The sequence below is a fragment of the Aeromonas sp. FDAARGOS 1403 genome, assembly GCF_019047325.1.
GTDB classification, from domain to species: Bacteria; Pseudomonadota; Gammaproteobacteria; order Enterobacterales; family Aeromonadaceae; genus Aeromonas; species Aeromonas dhakensis.
This window is the reverse complement of sequence record NZ_CP077249.1, coordinates 3,087,428-3,103,560: the sequence shown is the minus strand read 5'-3', so window position 1 is coordinate 3,103,560 and position 16,133 is coordinate 3,087,428. Positions and strand designations below refer to the sequence as shown.

The following is a 16,133-nucleotide window of genomic DNA, read 5'->3' as shown; positions in this document are numbered from 1 at the left end:
GTCACCCCCTTCATATGAGGAGAGCAAGGATGCATGCAGTGATGGACGAGACCCTGTGCGCCCTGACCGAGCAGGTCGAGGCCTTCTGCCAGAAAGTGATCGCGCCGCGGGCCGGCGACATCGATCAGAGCAACGTCTTCCCCCGCGATCTCTGGCCCCAGATGGGTGAGCTGGGGCTGCACGGCATCACGGTGGCGGAGGAGTATGACGGGGTGAACCTCGGCTATCTGGCCCACGTGCTGGTGATGGAGCAGGTGAGCCGCGCCAGCGCCTCGGTCGGCCTCTCCTACGGCGCCCACTCCAACCTCTGCATCAACCAGATCCACCGCCACGGCACGCCGGCGCAGAAAGCCCGCTACCTGCCGCCGCTGGTGAGCGGCGAGCATGTGGGGGCGCTCGCCATGAGCGAACCGGGCGCCGGCTCTGACGTGGTGAGCATGCGCCTTACCGCAGTGCGCGAGGGGGATCACTTTGTGCTGAACGGCAACAAGATGTGGATCACCAACGGGCCCGATGCCGACACCTTCGTCATCTATGCCAAGACGGATCCCGCCGCCGGGCCCAAAGGGATTTCTGCCTTTATCGTCGAGGCGGGCACTCCAGGTTTTTCCACCGCCCAGAAGCTCGACAAGCTCGGCATGCGCGGCTCCAGCACCTGCGAGCTGGTGTTCGACAACTGCCGGGTGCCGCAGGAGAACCTGCTGGGCCCCCTGCACGGCGGGGTCAAGGTGCTGATGAGCGGGCTCGATTACGAGCGGGTGGTGCTGGCGGCTGGCCCCCTTGGCATCATGCAGGCCTGCATGGACGTGGTGCTGCCCTATGTGCGCGAGCGCAAGCAGTTCGGCCAGCCCATCGGCGAGTTCCAGCTGGTGCAGGGCAAGCTCGCCGACATGTATACCCGCCTCGCCAGCAGCCGGGCGCTGGTCTATTCGGTGGCGAGCGCCTGCGATCAGGGCCGCACCAGCCGCAAGGATTGCGCCGCCGCCATCCTGTTTGCCGCCGAAAATGCCACCCAGATGGCGCTCGATGCCATCCAGCTGCTTGGCGGCAACGGTTACATCAACGAATACCCCACCGGCCGCCTGCTGCGGGACGCCAAGCTCTACGAAATAGGCGCCGGCACCTCGGAGATCCGCCGCTGGCTCATCGGCCGCGAGCTGATGGGAGATAACGCATGAGCAGGCTCCACTCCCGCCTTGACACCGCCAGTCCCGACTACGAGGCCAATCGGGTCGCCATGCAGGCCCTGGTCGACGATCTCAATGCCCGCCTGGAGGAGATAGCCTTGGGCGGCGGCGCGGCCAACAACGCCCGCCATCAGGCCCGCGGCAAGCTGCTGCCCCGCGAGCGCATCAACCAGCTGCTGGACCCGGGCTCCCCCTTTCTCGAACTGTCGGCGCTGGCCGGCTGGCAGGTCTATGACGAACCGGTGCCCGCCGCCAGCATCCTCACCGGCATCGGCAGGGTCTCGGGGCGCCTGTGCATGCTGGTGGTGAACGATGCCACCGTGAAGGGCGGCACCTACTACCCGCTCACGGTGAAAAAACACCTGCGCGCCCAGGCCATCGCCGAGCGACTGCGCCTCCCCTGCCTCTATCTGGTGGATTCCGGCGGCGCCTTCTTGCCGATGCAGGACGAGGTGTTCCCCGACCGGGATCACTTTGGCCGCATCTTCTACAACCAGGCCCGCATGTCGGCCCAGAACATCCCCCAGCTGGCGGTGGTGATGGGGCTCTGCACCGCCGGCGGCGCCTACGTGCCCGCCATGGCGGACGAGTCCATCATGGTCAGGGAGCAGGCCACCATCTTTCTGGCGGGGCCGCCGCTGGTCAAGGCCGCCACCGGCGAGGAGATCAGCGCCGAGGCGCTGGGCGGGGCCGAAGTGCACTGCGCCCACTCCGGGGTGGCGGATCACATGGCCCGCGACGATGCCCACGCCCTGGCCATCGCCCGCACCCTGGTGACCCACCTGGGCAACGAACCGGTAGAGACCAACCCCGGCTATGAGCCCCCCTGCTACCCCATCGAGGAGCTTTACGGCCTGGTAGGCACCAGCCTCAAGCGCCCCTATGACGCGCGGGAGCTGATCGCCCGGCTGGTGGATGGCTCGGACTTTGACGAATTCAAGGCGCTGTTCGGCACTACCCTGGTGACCGGTTTTGCCCGGATCTGCGGCATGCCGGTGGGGATCCTCGCCAACAACGGGGTGCTGCACAGCGACAGCGCCCAGAAGGGAGCCCACTTCATCCAGCTCTGCAACCGGCGCGCCATTCCGCTGCTCTTTTTGCAGAACATCACCGGCTTTATGGTGGGCAGCTCGGCTGAGCGCGAAGGGATCGCCAAGCATGGCGCCAAGCTGGTCACCGCGGTGGCCTGCAGCCGGGTGCCCAAGATCACCCTGATCGTCGGTGGCAGCTTTGGCGCCGGCAACTACGGCATGTGCGGACGCGCCTACGACCCCGATTTTCTGTTCAGCTGGCCCAACAGCCGCATCTCCGTCATGGGCGGCGAGCAGGCGGCCGGGGTGCTGGTGCAGGTGCGCCGGGACAAGCTGGCCGCCGAGGGCAAGCCGTTGAGCGAGCAGGAGGCGGCCGCCATCCGCGCCCCGGTGATCGAGCAGTACGAGCGTCAGGGCCACCCCTATTACGCCAGCGCTCGGTTGTGGGATGACGGCGTCATCGACCCGACCCAGAGCCGCACCGTGCTGGCGTTGGCGCTGGCGGCCTGTCAGGGGGCCGAGACAGGCCCGGAACAGTACGGCATCTTCCGGATGTAAGGAGTTCACATGTCCGATCCATTCAGTCACGACACCCAGTCCGGTTTTCGGCTGGAGCGACACGGCCCGCTGGCCGAGCTGGTGCTGTCGCGCCCGGCCCGCCACAACGCCTTTGACGCCGACCTCATGCTGGGGCTGCTCGACTGCCTCGACGAGCTGGCCCACACCCACGGCCAGGCCCTCGCCGACCGCCCCCACGCCTTGCTGCTGCGGGCCGAAGGCAAGCATTTTTGCGCCGGCGCCGATCTCAACTGGATGCGCAACCAGGCCCATGCCGATTTCGAGCACAACCGGGAAGACGCCCGGGTACTGGCCCGGTTGATGCAAACCCTGGACGAGCTCCCCTTCCCCACGGTGGCGCTGGTGCAGGGGGCCGCCTATGGCGGGGCGCTCGGCCTTATCTGCGCCTGCGATCTGGTGCTGGCCGCCGATGACGCCCGCTTCTGCCTCTCCGAGGTGAGCCTCGGGCTGGTGCCCGCGGTGATCAGCCCCTACGTGGTGCGCGCCATGGGAATGCGCCAGGCCCGCGCCCTGATGCTCAGCGCCGAACCGTTCGATGCGGTCACCGCCTGCCGGCTCAACGTGGCGCACCGGCGCTGCCCGCCGGATCAGCTGCTGGCCGAAGGGCGCGCGCAGGCCCTGCGTCTGTGCCGCAACGGGCCGGAGGCGATGAAAGAGACCAAACGGCTGCTGGCCGCCCTCGAGAGCCACGGCGCCAGCCTGCACGAAGAGAAAACCGTCGAGACCATCGCCCGGGTACGGGTCGGTCTCGAAGCCCAGGAGGGGATGCAAGCCTTCTTCGACAAACGCTCCCCCAGCTGGCGCCCCCGTTTCAAGGACGAAGCATGACTCAATACCACTCCATCAAGCGCCTGCTGATCGCCAACCGTGGCGAAATCGCCGTGCGGATCATCAAGACCGCCCGGCGCCTCGGCATTCACACCATCGCCCTCTACTCGGACGCCGACGCCCGCGCCATGCATGTGCGCGAAGCCGACGAAGCCTGGCATCTGGGGCCGGCCCCCGCCCGGGAGAGCTACCTCGATACCGGCAAGGTGCTGAAGATTGCCAAAGAGGCGAACGCCGACGCCATCCACCCGGGCTACGGTTTTCTCTCCGAGAACAGCGACTTTGCCGCCGCCTGCGAGCAGCGGGGCTTGCGCTTCATCGGCCCAAGCGGCGCCGCCATTCTCGCCATGGGCGACAAGTCCGGCGCCAAGGCGCTGATGCAGGCCGCCGGCGTGCCGGTGCTGCCCGGTTATCACGGCGCGGATCAGCACCCGGAGTTTTTGCGCGATCAGGCGAGCCTGGTGGGCTTTCCGCTCCTTATCAAGGCGGCCAGTGGCGGCGGTGGCAAGGGGATGCGCCGGGTCGATCAGCTGGCCGACTTTGACGCGGCCCTGGCGGCGGTCAAGCGGGAGGCAAGTTCTGCCTTCGGTGACGACCATGTGCTGCTGGAGCGTTATCTCGCCTGCGCCCGCCACGTGGAGGTGCAGGTGTTTGCCGATACCCTCGGCAACGCCATCTATCTGGGGGATCGGGACTGCTCGTTGCAGCGCCGCCACCAGAAGGTGATCGAGGAGGCCCCCGCCCCCGACATCCCTCCGGCGCTGCGTCGTGCCATGGGCGAGGCGGCCGTCGCCGCCGCTCGGGCCATCAAGTATCGAGGGGCTGGCACCATCGAATTTCTGCTGTGCGGGGAGGAGTTCTTCTTCATGGAGATGAACACCCGGCTGCAGGTGGAGCACCCGGTCACCGAGGCCGTCACCGGCCAGGATCTGGTGGCCTGGCAGCTGGCAGTGGCCGAAGGCAAGCCGCTGCCGCTCACCCAGGAGGAGGTGGTGCTGCGCGGCCACGCGGTGGAGGCGCGCCTCTACGCCGAGGACGTGGCCGCCGGTTTTCTGCCCGCCAGCGGCCCCATCCAGTGGCTCAGCTGGCCCAAGGGGGTGCGCATCGATACCGGGGTCGGCGCCGGCGATGCGGTGAGCCCCTATTACGACCCCATGATCGCCAAGCTGATCGCCCATGCACCGAGCCGCAGCGAGGCCTTTGCCAGCCTGGCCGACGCGCTGGCGGCGCTGGAACTCGGCCCCCTGGTGCACAACGGTCCGCTGCTGCTGCGCCTGTGCGAAGAGCCAGAGGTATTGGCCATGGGCCACCACACCCAGTGGCCCATTCCCACCGACGCCCTGCCCGTTCCGGCGCTCGCCTGGCCACTCGCTGTCCTCTGGCTCGCCACTCGCCAGCGCGATGCCTCCCCCTGGCAGCAGGCAACAGGCTTTCGGCTCGGCCCCAGCCGCAGCTTCAGCGCAGCGGTGCGCATCGACGAGGAGGCCCGCGTGCTGACCCTCACCGAGCGAGCCGGCGCCCTGCTCTGGCAGGGTGAACAGATCCCGTTCGAGCTCGGGCCGGATCATATTCGCCTGCAGCAGGACTGCAACTGGCTGCGCTACCCGCTGCAGTCCCTCGGCGAGGGCGACTATCTGCTGCAACTGGCGGGCAGACGCATCCGCTTCTCGGCCGATGATCAGCATCATCAGCTGCACCATGATCACGAGATGGGCGGCGGCGCCGGCATCCTGGCCCCCATGCACGGCATAGTGGTGGCGCTGCAGGTCGAGGCCGGCCAGCCGGTCAGCAAGGGGCAACCCCTGCTGGTGCTGGAGGCGATGAAGATGGAGCACGTCCTCAAGGCCGACCGGGATGGGGTGATCGAAGCGCTGCAGTGCCGCCAGGGCGAACAGGTGAGTCAGGGCGCCGTGCTGGTGCGCTTTGCCGAAGAGCAGACCGAGCAGGAGATACGCTCATGAACCGAGCACAGGAGAACCGGGACGACAAGGTCAGCCTGGTGGAGATGGGGCCGCGGGACGGCCTGCAAAATGAAACTGCGACCCTCTCGCTGGTGCAGCGGCTGGAGCTCATCGCCCGGCTGGCCGAGAGCGGGCTGCAGCGCATCGAGGTGGGCGCCTTCGTCTCCCCCAAAAAGGTGCCGCAGATGGCGGATTCCGCCGCACTGTTCGACGCCCTGCCGCGCAAGGTTGCAACCCGTTACGGCGCCCTGGTACCCAATCTGCAGGGGCTGCAGGCCGCCATCGCCGCCCGCGCCGACGAGATAGGCCTCTTCACCGCCTGCTCGGACGGCTTTACCCGGGCCAACATCGGCATCAGCGTGGAGGAGTCGCTGGTGCGCTTCGCCCCCCTGGTGCAGGAGGCACGCCGCCTCGGCATCAAGGTGCGCGGCTACCTCTCCACCGTCATCGCCTGCCCGTTCGACGGCCCGACCCGGCCCAAGCGGGTCGCCGCCATGGCTGAGCGACTGCTGGATCTGGGCTGCCACGAGATATCCCTCGGCGACACCATAGGCGTCGGCACCCCGGGCACGGTGGCCCCCATGCTGGATGCGGTGCTGCACGAGATCCCGGCCGGCCGGCTGGCGGTCCATTTTCACGACACCTATGGCCAGGGGCTGGCCAACCTGCTGCCGGCGCTGGAGCGCGGCATTCGCACCATCGACAGCTCGGTGGCCGGGCTCGGCGGCTGCCCCTATGCCCCGGGCGCCTCCGGTAATGTGGCATCTGAAGAGGTGGTCTACCTGCTGCACGGCCTTGGCATGAGCACAGGTGTCGATCTCGACAAACTGGCGGCCACCGGCCAGTGGGTGAGCGAGCAGCTCGGCCGCCCCAACGGTTCTCGGGTCGGCCGGGCCCTGCACGCCAACGCCGAGCGGCTGCGCACGCGGCTGTGCCAACCATCCCCGCACTCATCCCCACACTAAGGAGCCCCGCCATGCCCAACACCCTCGCCCACGGACTCGCCGGCAAGGAGGTGACCTACAGCATCTCCGAGCTGGCTCACGAGTTTGACATCACCCCGCGCACCATCCGCTACTACGAGGACGAGGGGCTCATCACCCCGACCCGGGAGGGGCAGACCCGCATCTACAGCCACAAGGACAAGATCCGCCTCAAGCTGACCCTGCGCGGCAAACGCCTCGGCTTCAGCCTGGCGGAGATCCGCGAGCTGTTCGACATGTATGACACCGACCGCTCCAGCAAGACCCAGCTCAACTCCATGATCCAGCTCATCGAAACCAAGCGCCACTCCCTGCGCCAGCAGCTGGAGGATATCCAGATGGTGATGGCCGAGCTGGAGGCGGCCGAGCAGCGCTGCGTAAATTCCCTTAACGGCTTGAAAACTGGCGCAGATTAACCGAATCTGGGGTTATTTACCCCCTCCCGGGAGCCCCGATGAAACGCTGGTGCTGGTTGTTGTTGCTGCTCTGCTGCGGGGCATGGGGCCACCCTGTGATCCGGGTCGGCGGCTACCCCTATGCCCCTTTTGTGATCAAGGATGCGAACGACGGCTATCACGGGCTGACCCTGGATCTTATCGCCCAGCTCAACGACATCCAGCGGGACGTGCGTTTCGTCTTCGTGCCCACCTCCGCCACTCACCGCTACCAGGCGCTGGCCCTCGGTCGTTTCTCCCTGATCCTGTTTGAAGACATCCATTGGGACTGGCATGCCGATGAGGTGCTGATGACCCGTCCGCTGCTGCTGGGTGGGGAGATCTATGTTGCGCTCAAGGCGCCGGAGCGGGATCAATCCTTCTTTGATCATCTGGAGCGACGCCAGCTGATCGGGGTCAGCGGCTATCACTACGGCATCGCCGATTTCGACGCGACACCGGGCAACATGAAGCGACGCTTCAACATCACCCTGGTCAAGGACAACGTCAGCGCCCTGCAGGGGCTGTTCAAGGGGCGCGGCGAGGTGGCCATCATCAACCTCTCCTACCTCAACCAGTTCGAGAAAAAACAGCCGGAACAGGCCGCACGACTGCTGCGATCGGACAAATGGGATCAGCAATACGCGCTGCGAGCCCTGCTCAGCCCGGATGGCAGGGTCTCGGTGCAGCAGCTGGAGCTGTGGCTGGATGCGCTGGAAAAGAGCGGAAAACTGGCAAGCCTCTGGACAAGGTACGGCGTACAGAATCAAGTGGCACCATGATAATGACCTGAAAGTTTGTTACCCTATGCGCATCAATTGGAGACCCTCATGCCCAAGCCCCTGCGTGCCCGCCTGCTGCGCTACGCTCTCTACTTCTGCGCCGCCCTGCTCTGTTCTCTGCTCATTCTGTTATGGCAAGCCCCCGCCCTCACCCAGCGCCACCTGCCGGCCTGGCTGGCCAAACACTACGGTCTGCACCTGACCCTGGGGGAGATTGACGTCGGCCTGCGCCACCCCTCCCTCGCCATCGGCCCCACCACCCTGTTTGATGACCAGCAGCAGCCCCTCGTCGCCTTCGATCGCCTGCAGCTCACCCCCCTGATAGGGGAAAGCTGGCGCCAGCGCGCCCTGATCCTCGATGAGGCACTGCTGGTCAAGCCGACGGTCAATCTGGTGCGACTGGCGGATCGCGGCCAAGACGTTCGCTTCAACCTGACCGAGGCGCTGGCCAGCCTGCTCGCGCCGAGTAACGCCGCGACCACCGACAGCGGCGCCCCCCTGCTGGTGCAAGTCAACCGGCTGGCGGCCGAGCAGGGTCACATCACCTATCAGGACAGCCGCAAGCAGAGCAGCCCCGGCTGGGTGCCCACCCTGGCCCTGAGCGGGCTCGACCTGCAACTGCCACGCTTTTCCACCGCTCCGGGCCGTGCCAACCCTTTCGTGCTAGGAGCCACCCTCAATAAGCAGAGCCCACTCAAGGCGAGCGGCGAGCTCGACATCATGAGCGGCGCCGGCAAGGGTAAGATCAGCCTCGGCAAACTGGCCCTCACCCCCTTCGCCCCGCTCTGGGCCCCCTATCTCGACGTCAAGCTGGCCAAGGGCGAGGCCAACGCCGAGCTGGCCTACCAGATAGCCGAGGGCAAGCAGGGGCTGGGCTGGCAACTCTCCAAGGGCAAGCTGACCCTCAATGACTGGCAGCTCCAGCGCCGCAAGGGCGGCGAATTTGCCCGCTTCAAGCAGCTGGCGCTGACCGGCATCGCGCTCGATGGCAACAAGCAGGCGCTGCAGATCGACCGGGTGACGCTCCAGGCGCCGGCCGTCAGCGCGATACTCGATGCCAACCAGCAGCTGGATCTGGCGACCCTGCTGATCCCCCAGCCGCCGGTCAAAACCAGTAAAGCCGCCAAACCGGCCGCCCCGGCCAAACCCTGGCGCTGGAGCCTCAAGCAGACCCGCATCGAACAGGGCCAGCTCAAGCTGACCGAATCGAGCAGCGGCAAGCCGCTGCTGCGAGAGCTCTCCGCCCTGACGCTGGCCCTGGGTCCGTTGGGCAGTCAGAGCGGACAGAGCAGCCCGCTCACCTTGAGCGGGGCGCTCAACAACCAGGCAAAACTGGACTTTGACGGCGACCTCGCCCTGGCGCCCTTCAGCCTCAACGGCGAGATCAAGCAACAGGGTCTGCCGCTCAGCTGGGCCCAGCCCTACCTGCAAGATCTGCTGCGCATCAGTGTGCGCGACGGCCAGCTTGCCAGCCGCACCAAGCTAGCGCTGGCCACCGATGCCAAGGGGACATTGAGCAAGCTGGAGCTGAGCGGCGGGCTCGACATCGATCGGCTCAACGTACTGGATCGGGCCGACAACCAGCGCCTGTTGCAAATTGAGCAACTGCAACTGAGCGGCCTGCACTACGACGGCATCAGCCAGCAGATGAAGATCGACGACATCCTGCTGCGCAAACCCTTCGCCCGCATCGAGATCAACGAGGACAGGGTCACCAACGTGCAGCAACTGCTGCTGCCGCAACCGGCCACGGCCAAGCCCGCCAGCAGCGGGCCGGCCCCCCGCGTCAGCATCGCCCAGGTGCGCACCGAACAGGGCAACCTGCGCTTTGCCGATCGCAGCCTGAGCCCGGAATTCGTGGTGGACATCGCTTCCCTCAGCGGCCAGAGCCGTCACATCAGCAACATCCCGGGCCAGCGCTCCGAGCTGGCCTTCAACGGCAAGGTGGACCGCTATGCCCCGGTAACCATTCGCGGCGGCACCAACCTGCTGATCGAGCAGCCGGTGCTGGATGTGGCCGTCACCTTCAACAACCTGGAGCTCACCACCTTCACCCCCTACTCCAGCACCTACGCCGGTTACGCCATCGACAAGGGCCAGCTCTCCATGAAGCTCAACTACCAGTTGCACGGCAACCGGCTGGAGGGGGACAACGACATCACCATCAAGAAGCTGCAGCTGGGGGAAAAGGTCAAGAGCGAGCAAGCCAAGGATCTGCCGCTGGGGCTGGCGGTTGCCCTGCTGAGCGATGCCAACGGCGTCATCCAGATGAACCTGAAAGTGAAGGGCAATCTGGATCAGCCTGACTTCAGCCTCGGCAACATCTTCTGGGACGTGCTTGGCAACACCCTGCGCAAGGCGGTCACCTCCCCCTTCTCGCTGCTCGCCTCCCTGGCGGGTGGCAGCGAGGATCTGGACGAGCTGCCCTTCCTGCCCGGTGAGCCGGATCTCACTCCCACTCAGCAGGAGAAGCTGACCAAGCTGGCACAAGCCCTCAAGGACAGACCCAAGCTCAGCATGAACATTCGCGGCAAGGTCAACTTCAACGAGGAGCGCCCCATACTGCAGCGCCAGAAGCTCGAACGGGTGCTGGCCAAGATCACCGGCAACCCGGTGGATCTCGATCTGCTGGAGCAGGACCCCGCCATGCAATCGGCACTGGCAGAGGCCTATGAGGCGCGCTTCAACGAAGATCTCGGGGATCTGGCCGATCGGCTGAAGCTCGATGAGGCGAGTCCGGCCCTGCGCGCCCAGGCGGTGCTCCTGCTGCGGGATCAGCAGCTCATCACCGCCAAGTCCCTGCGCAATCTGGCCATGCGCCGTGCCCAGAACACCAAGGAGTTTCTGGTGGACCGCCAGGGGATCGCGCCGGAGCGGCTGTTTGTGCTGGACAGCCAGGTCAGGGAGGCCGACAAGGAGGCCAAGGTGGTACTGACCCTGGACGATTGAGCCGGTGACATCAGCAGGATGAGGGGGATGCTATTCCCCCCCTCTTCTTTGGGATTGAGCCCTTCTTTCGAGGGCTGTTGCCGAGCACATGCCCGCGTTCCTTCTTTCCCCCTTCATCCGGCCAGCCCTCTCGGCTATCCAGCAACAATCTGCGTCACTGCATAAGGCCAACTGCAGAACCCAAGCTCGCGTTCAACACTTTATCACCCCCATCCTGACCCCTTGTTTCAGATATCCACCTCGTCAGCTCACTCGCCCGGCGCAATGCCCCTTGCTCAACCATGCCGAAGCCGCGGACAGGCAGTCAGGTCGTTTGTATTGAACCGGTCATTGACGCCTCTTGTCTGATGGCATATGAGCATATTTTTTGGCCTCAGGTGTGCTCAGGTTTGGCGATGAAAATATGGTAGACAGCGCGGCTCAACCATCGTCTCGAACTGTATGAAACTTTCAGAAACGTTCTGCTCAATACAATTTATCAACCTTGTCCGCACCATTCATTCACCAGCCGTCTACCTGGATCGCACGAATGGTCAGCCGGGTAAAAAATTCCGTTATTTTTTTACTGTTTCGTCCCTTCCGCCTCTTGCCCGAGGCCAATAGCCTGCCTAAAATCGCGCGTCTTTTATCAACCCCCACCTCTATTTTTGGAGAACGCCACGTGAGCGAAAAATTGGCCAACCCTGCCCCTCTGGGTCTGATGGGTTTCGGTATGACCACCATTCTGCTGAACATCCATAACGCAGGTTTCTTCCCCATCAGCGCCATGATCCTGGCCATGGGCCTGTGCTATGGCGGTCTGGCCCAGATCATCGCCGGTATCATGGAGTACAAGCGCGGCAACACCTTCGGTGTGACTGCCTTCATCTCCTACGGCACCTTCTGGTGGAGCCTGGTGTTCCTGCTGGTGATGCCGACCATGGGTCTGGCCGAAGCCACTCCGCACGCCTACATGGGCTGGTACCTGCTGATGTGGGGCATGTTCACCCTGTTCATGCTGATCGGGACCGTCAACTACCCGCGCGTGAAGCAGTTCGTGTTCGCCTCCCTGACCGTGCTGTTCTTCCTGCTGGCCGCCCGTGACTTCACCGGCAGCACCCTGATCGGCACCATCGCCGGTTTCGAAGGCATCATCTGCGGCGCCAGCGCCATCTATCTGGCCATGGCCACCGTGCTGAACGAGCAGTTCGGCCGCACCGTGCTGCCGATCGGCGATCACAAGAAAGCCGCCGCCGTTCAGCTCAAAGCCGCTGCCTAAGCACCCGGCCGACACAGCTGTCACGAAAAAGGCACCCCGCGGGGTGCCTTTTTGTTGGGCGCGATTTGCCAGGTTCACCCGACTAGCCGTGATACTCGGGCTCACCCGCCAGCAGTCGGGTCGCCGGAAAACGCGTCGCCGGCTGCTGGCCGAAGAAGCGGGTGAACTGCTGGTACACCGCCGGATAGGTGTCGCGCAGGCGCAGCGGATCGGTAAAAAAGCTCTCGCTGCACACCGCAAAAAACTCGGCCGGGTGCGAGGCGGCGTAAGGGTCGATGGCGGTAGGCTCATGGCGATCCAGTTGCGCCTGCATGGCATCGAATGCTGCCTGCAGCGCACTCGTCCACTGGCGCGGATCCATGCCTGCCGGCAGCGGCGGCGCCCCGTCGGCCTCCCCTCCCAGCATGTCGAGCTTGTGGGTCAGCTCGTGGATCACCAGATTGAAGCCGTCCCAGTCACCGTCCTGCTGCAGCTCGCTCCAGGCCAGTACCAGCGGCCCCTGGGGCCAGGATTCGCCGGCGTTCTCCTCTTCCACCTCGCTCACCAGCCCGAACTCGTCCTGTACCTGCTGGCGGCGCACCACAGGCTCGGGGATCAGGATGATTTCGTGAAAGCCCCGATACCAGTCGAGCCCCAGATGCAGAATGGGCAGCGCCGCCTGCAGGGCCAGCACCGCCTGCTGACGGGGGGTAAGCGTCACCCCGATCTGGGTGAGGGTCTTGCGGGCCAGCAGTTGCTGCGCCAACCCGATCAGGGTCTCCTCCTCCTCCCGGGAAAAGCCCTGCAAAATGGGCACCGCGGCCAGGGCCTGCTGCCACTCCAGGGCATCCGGCCCCTGCTCATCTTGCCGGGACGCACCACCAAACACACTTCGTAAGCGAGACCAGAACACGCAGACTCCTCTTGCTGATCAGACTGTTTTCACAAACCGTTTCGGACGCTCGACATACCCCTGCGCCAGATAGAAGCGATGGGCCCCTTCCCGCTTGAGGCTGCTGGAGAGCTCCAGCTGGCTGCACCCCCGCGCCTGTGCATGGCTCTCTGCCACGGCCAGCAGGGCGGCCCCCACTCCGCTTCCCCTTGCACCCTCATCGACAACCAGCGCCGAGATCAGGCCCCACTCTGGTGCAACGTGTAGCGGGTTCAGGCAGTGCCACACCAAGACGCCTGCGATCCCCTCATCCAGGCAGGCCACCAGCACCTCGCGGGCCGGATCCGGCGTCAGCCAGCGCTCCTCCAGCTCCTGTGGGCTGACCGGGTAGCCCAGCTGGCCAAACAAGTCGGCCATGGCGGCCACATCCCCGGCGCAGGCCGGGCGGATCACCGCCGTCTCTCTCTCTGTTTGCATCCTTGGCCTCGATTTTGCTCTGCTTCTCCCCCACGGGCATGCCGATGAAAGAGGAGATGATACCGGGTTGACACCGCATTTTGTCCAACCACATCACGATTTGTTAATGTCAATTCACAAATTAACAAGGTGACAACATATTTCGCTAGGAAGCCCTTGCACAAATCGATATGTTAAAACCCGCGGACTGGCCAGTGGAAACTTCCGCCACCGACCGGTCCCCAATCATAACGAGTGACTCCAGGGTCACCTGAAATTTAAGGGAGCGGGGCAGAGACCCCGCCAACAAGACAGCACAACAAAGGAGTTGTTGTACATGAATGAGATCGTCAATGCCATCAATGGTGTGATTTGGAGCCCTGCGCTCATCTACCTGTGTCTGGGGGTAGGCCTCTACTTCTCCCTGCGCAGCCGCTTTTTGCAACTGCGTCACATCAAGGAGATGATCCGCTTGATGTTTGATGGCAAGAGCACGGATGCGGGGGTCTCCTCCTTCCAGGCGCTGGCCATGACCCTGGCCGGTCGCGTCGGTACCGGCAACATCGCCGGGGTCGCCACCGCCATCACCTTCGGTGGCCCGGGCGCCCTGTTCTGGATGTGGATGGTAGCCTTCCTCGGCGCCAGCTCCGCCTTCGTGGAGTCCACCCTGGGTCAGGTCTACAAGGAGAAGATCAACGGCGAATACCGCGGCGGCCCGGCCTTCTACATCGAGAAAGGGCTTGGCATGAAGTGGTACGCCTGGACCTTCGCCATTGCCACCGTGTTTGCCTGCGGCGTGCTGCTGCCAGGGGTGCAGGCCAACTCCATCGGCGCCAGCCTGCAAAACGCGTTTGATATCGATCCGAACGTCACCGCCGCCGCTCTGGCACTGCTGCTCGGCTTCATCATCTTCGGTGGCGTCAAGCGTATCGCCAGCTTCGCCAGTACCGTGGTGCCCTTCATGGCGCTGGGCTACATCATCGTCGCCTGCGTCATCATCGCCCTCAACATCCATGCGCTGCCGGGCGTGATCCTGCTGATCTGGAAGAGCGCGTTCGGGATGGATGCCGGCTTCGGTGCCATTCTGGGTCTGGCCATCATGTGGGGGGTCAAACGCGGGGTCTACTCCAACGAAGCAGGCCAGGGTACCGGTCCGCACGCCTCCTCCGCCGCCGCGGTAAGCCACCCGGCCAAACAGGGCCTGGTGCAGGCGTTCTCCGTCTACATCGACACCCTGTTCGTCTGCTCCGCCACCGGCTTTATGCTGCTCATCACCGGCCTCTACAACGTGCAGGGACCGGATGGCGCGGCGCTCTATACCGGCATTGCCGGCGTGGCTGCGGGCCCGGGCTATGTGCAGACCGCCATGGAGAGCATGATGCCTGGCTTTGGCAGCATGTTCGTGGCCATCGCGCTGTTCTTCTTCGCGTTCACCACCATCGTTGCCTACTACTATATCGCCGAGACCAACATCGCCTACATCAACCGCAAGATGAATCGCCCCTGGCTCACCTTCTTGCTGAAGATTGCCCTGATGGCCGCCACTGTCTACGGCACCGTCAAGACCGCCGATCTGGCCTGGGGCATGGGTGACATCGGGGTCGGCCTGATGGCCTGGCTCAACATCATCGCCATCCTGCTGCTGCAAAAGACCGCCTTCACCTGTCTGAAAGACTACGAGGCCCAGCAGGCCCAAGGGCTGGATCCGGTGTTCCACCCGGAGAAACTCGGCATCAAGAACGCCGACTACTGGTCTGGTCACCGCTCCGAAGACAACCTGGAGCAGGAGAAATCCGGTCACTCGTTCGAGCCGGATCAGGATCGCAAGATCTCCTGATCGCTTAAGACTCACCCAACAAAAATGGCAGCCTCGGCTGCCATTTCTTTTGTTCATTCCTGTCTCTCAGAGCGCGTTGCGGCGCGGCCCGAACGGCAGGCGCCAGCGAAACAGGCTGTTGAGGGTGGCGCGCCACTGGTTGGGGCGCCCGAGGATCTGCTTTTGCAACCGGGTCTCCTCTTTGAGCATTGCCTCGTCGCTGCGGGCCCAGGCCTGGTTGTAGAGCTGCTTGATCCCCGCCAGCGCGTCCGGCGACTTGGTGATGAGAGTTCTCGCGAACTCCCGCGCCTGGGCCAGCGGATCGTCGCAGACCCGGCTCACCAGCCCGAGAGACTTGGCCTCCGGCGCCGCCAGCTCGCGCCCGCTCATGGCCAGCTCCATGGCGGTATCCACCCCCATCAGGTTGCGCATGGTGACGCTGCCGCTCATGTCGGGGATGATGCCCCACTTGATCTCCATCACCGAGAAGCGGCAATCGGGGGTGCTGAACCTAAAGTCGGCGCCAAGGGCGATCTGCAGCCCGCCGCCAAAGCAGACCCCCTGGGTCACGGCGATCACCGGCACCGGCAGCTGATGCCAGCCATAGGCCACCCGCTGGGCCAGGTTGGTGGCTTCGTCCGCCTCGCGTTTTAAAATCTCGAGCGCCGCCACCGGCTGCTTGAGCATGGATTTCACATCCAGCCCGGCGCAAAAGGCCCGCCCCTCCCCGCGCAGGATCACCGCCCGCAACCCCTTGTGCTGGCGCAGCTGCTCGAGTACCCCGTCGATGGCGCTGAACATGGCCCTGTCCAGCGCATTGAGCTTGTCGCCCCGCGCCAGCATCACCTCGGCGATGCCGTCCCGGATCTCGCATTTGACCCTTGGTTTTTCCATTTTCCCCTGTCCTCTCCTGAGCTCACACTGGTCATACCACAACGTTATCAGAGTGTTATCATCAGGTACAGCGGCCCATGGGATCGGCTGGCCGTGCGACTAAA

13 protein-coding genes are annotated in these 16,133 nt (G+C 64.7%); 10 read left to right on the top strand and 3 right to left on the bottom strand.

The window, feature by feature from the left end:
- Nucleotides 1-29: 29 nt before the first annotated feature.
- The 9 genes from I6L33_RS14570 (at nt 30) to I6L33_RS14530 (ending at nt 11,992) form a co-directional block, all read left to right on the top strand.
- Complete coding sequence (locus I6L33_RS14570; RefSeq protein WP_216972780.1) at nt 30-1,178, top strand: isovaleryl-CoA dehydrogenase; 1,149 nt, start codon at nt 30-32, stop codon at nt 1,176-1,178.
- Nucleotides 1,175-2,776, top strand: coding sequence for a carboxyl transferase domain-containing protein (locus I6L33_RS14565; RefSeq protein WP_216972779.1), 1,602 nt, complete (start codon nt 1,175-1,177; stop codon nt 2,774-2,776). The genes I6L33_RS14570 and I6L33_RS14565 overlap by 4 nt, the downstream gene beginning before the upstream one ends.
- A gap of 9 nt (nt 2,777-2,785) precedes the next feature.
- Entirely contained in the window at nt 2,786-3,625 is an 840-nt protein-coding gene (locus I6L33_RS14560; RefSeq protein ID WP_216972778.1) for an enoyl-CoA hydratase-related protein, read from the top strand.
- Complete coding sequence (locus I6L33_RS14555; RefSeq protein ID WP_216972777.1) at nt 3,622-5,586, top strand: biotin carboxylase N-terminal domain-containing protein; 1,965 nt, start codon at nt 3,622-3,624, stop codon at nt 5,584-5,586. The genes I6L33_RS14560 and I6L33_RS14555 overlap by 4 nt, the downstream gene beginning before the upstream one ends.
- Entirely contained in the window at nt 5,583-6,551 is a 969-nt protein-coding gene (locus I6L33_RS14550) for a hydroxymethylglutaryl-CoA lyase (protein ID WP_216972776.1), read from the top strand. Before I6L33_RS14555 ends, I6L33_RS14550 begins: the two co-directional genes overlap by 4 nt.
- Before the next feature lie 11 nt (nt 6,552-6,562).
- On the top strand, nt 6,563-6,985 hold the full coding sequence (locus tag I6L33_RS14545; RefSeq protein ID WP_005301493.1) for a MerR family DNA-binding transcriptional regulator: 423 nt from the start codon (nt 6,563-6,565) through the stop codon (nt 6,983-6,985).
- 38 nt (nt 6,986-7,023) lie between these two features.
- Nucleotides 7,024-7,785: an ABC transporter substrate-binding protein gene (locus I6L33_RS14540; protein WP_216972775.1), complete on the top strand. Its 762-nt coding sequence runs from the start codon at nt 7,024-7,026 to the stop codon at nt 7,783-7,785.
- A gap of 48 nt (nt 7,786-7,833) precedes the next feature.
- Nucleotides 7,834-10,734 carry a DUF748 domain-containing protein gene (locus I6L33_RS14535; RefSeq protein WP_216972774.1) on the top strand — a complete coding sequence of 967 codons (2,901 nt, stop codon included), beginning with the start codon at nt 7,834-7,836 and terminating at the stop codon, nt 10,732-10,734.
- A gap of 661 nt (nt 10,735-11,395) precedes the next feature.
- On the top strand, nt 11,396-11,992 hold the full coding sequence (locus I6L33_RS14530; RefSeq protein WP_010633807.1) for a GPR1/FUN34/YaaH family transporter: 597 nt from the start codon (nt 11,396-11,398) through the stop codon (nt 11,990-11,992).
- Between the two features lie 82 nt (nt 11,993-12,074).
- Here the strand turns inward: I6L33_RS14530 and I6L33_RS14525 are convergent, their stop codons facing one another.
- A complete protein-coding gene (locus I6L33_RS14525; protein WP_042051652.1) occupies nt 12,075-12,884 on the bottom strand; it encodes a zinc-dependent peptidase in 810 nt (269 codons plus the stop codon).
- Between the two features lie 18 nt (nt 12,885-12,902).
- On the bottom strand, nt 12,903-13,340 hold the full coding sequence (locus I6L33_RS14520) for a GNAT family N-acetyltransferase (RefSeq protein ID WP_042051650.1): 438 nt from the start codon (nt 13,338-13,340) through the stop codon (nt 12,903-12,905).
- Between the two features lie 316 nt (nt 13,341-13,656).
- Here I6L33_RS14520 and I6L33_RS14515 point away from each other — a divergent pair, with 316 nt between their 5' ends.
- Complete coding sequence (locus I6L33_RS14515) at nt 13,657-15,156, top strand: sodium:alanine symporter family protein (RefSeq protein WP_017764317.1); 1,500 nt, start codon at nt 13,657-13,659, stop codon at nt 15,154-15,156.
- 66 nt (nt 15,157-15,222) lie between these two features.
- On the opposite strand, the gene I6L33_RS14510 is transcribed toward I6L33_RS14515, so the two are convergent.
- On the bottom strand, nt 15,223-16,029 hold the full coding sequence (locus I6L33_RS14510; RefSeq protein WP_216972773.1) for a crotonase/enoyl-CoA hydratase family protein: 807 nt from the start codon (nt 16,027-16,029) through the stop codon (nt 15,223-15,225).
- Nucleotides 16,030-16,133: the final 104 nt, after the last annotated feature.

Bases quoted from the DNA above. Each gene is read 5' to 3' on its own strand.
- I6L33_RS14570 (WP_216972780.1), top strand. From the start codon at position 30: ATGCATGCAGTGATGGACGAGACCCTGTGCGCCCTGACCGAGCAGGTC.
- I6L33_RS14565 (WP_216972779.1), top strand. From the start codon at position 1,175: ATGAGCAGGCTCCACTCCCGCCTTGACACCGCCAGTCCCGACTACGAG.
- I6L33_RS14560 (WP_216972778.1), top strand. From the start codon at position 2,786: ATGTCCGATCCATTCAGTCACGACACCCAGTCCGGTTTTCGGCTGGAG.
- I6L33_RS14555 (WP_216972777.1), top strand. From the start codon at position 3,622: ATGACTCAATACCACTCCATCAAGCGCCTGCTGATCGCCAACCGTGGC.
- I6L33_RS14550 (WP_216972776.1), top strand. From the start codon at position 5,583: ATGAACCGAGCACAGGAGAACCGGGACGACAAGGTCAGCCTGGTGGAG.
- I6L33_RS14545 (WP_005301493.1), top strand. From the start codon at position 6,563: ATGCCCAACACCCTCGCCCACGGACTCGCCGGCAAGGAGGTGACCTAC.
- I6L33_RS14540 (WP_216972775.1), top strand. From the start codon at position 7,024: ATGAAACGCTGGTGCTGGTTGTTGTTGCTGCTCTGCTGCGGGGCATGG.
- I6L33_RS14535 (WP_216972774.1), top strand. From the start codon at position 7,834: ATGCCCAAGCCCCTGCGTGCCCGCCTGCTGCGCTACGCTCTCTACTTC.
- I6L33_RS14520 (WP_042051650.1), bottom strand. From the start codon at position 13,340: ATGCAAACAGAGAGAGAGACGGCGGTGATCCGCCCGGCCTGCGCCGGG.
- I6L33_RS14515 (WP_017764317.1), top strand. From the start codon at position 13,657: ATGAATGAGATCGTCAATGCCATCAATGGTGTGATTTGGAGCCCTGCG.
- I6L33_RS14510 (WP_216972773.1), bottom strand. From the start codon at position 16,029: ATGGAAAAACCAAGGGTCAAATGCGAGATCCGGGACGGCATCGCCGAG.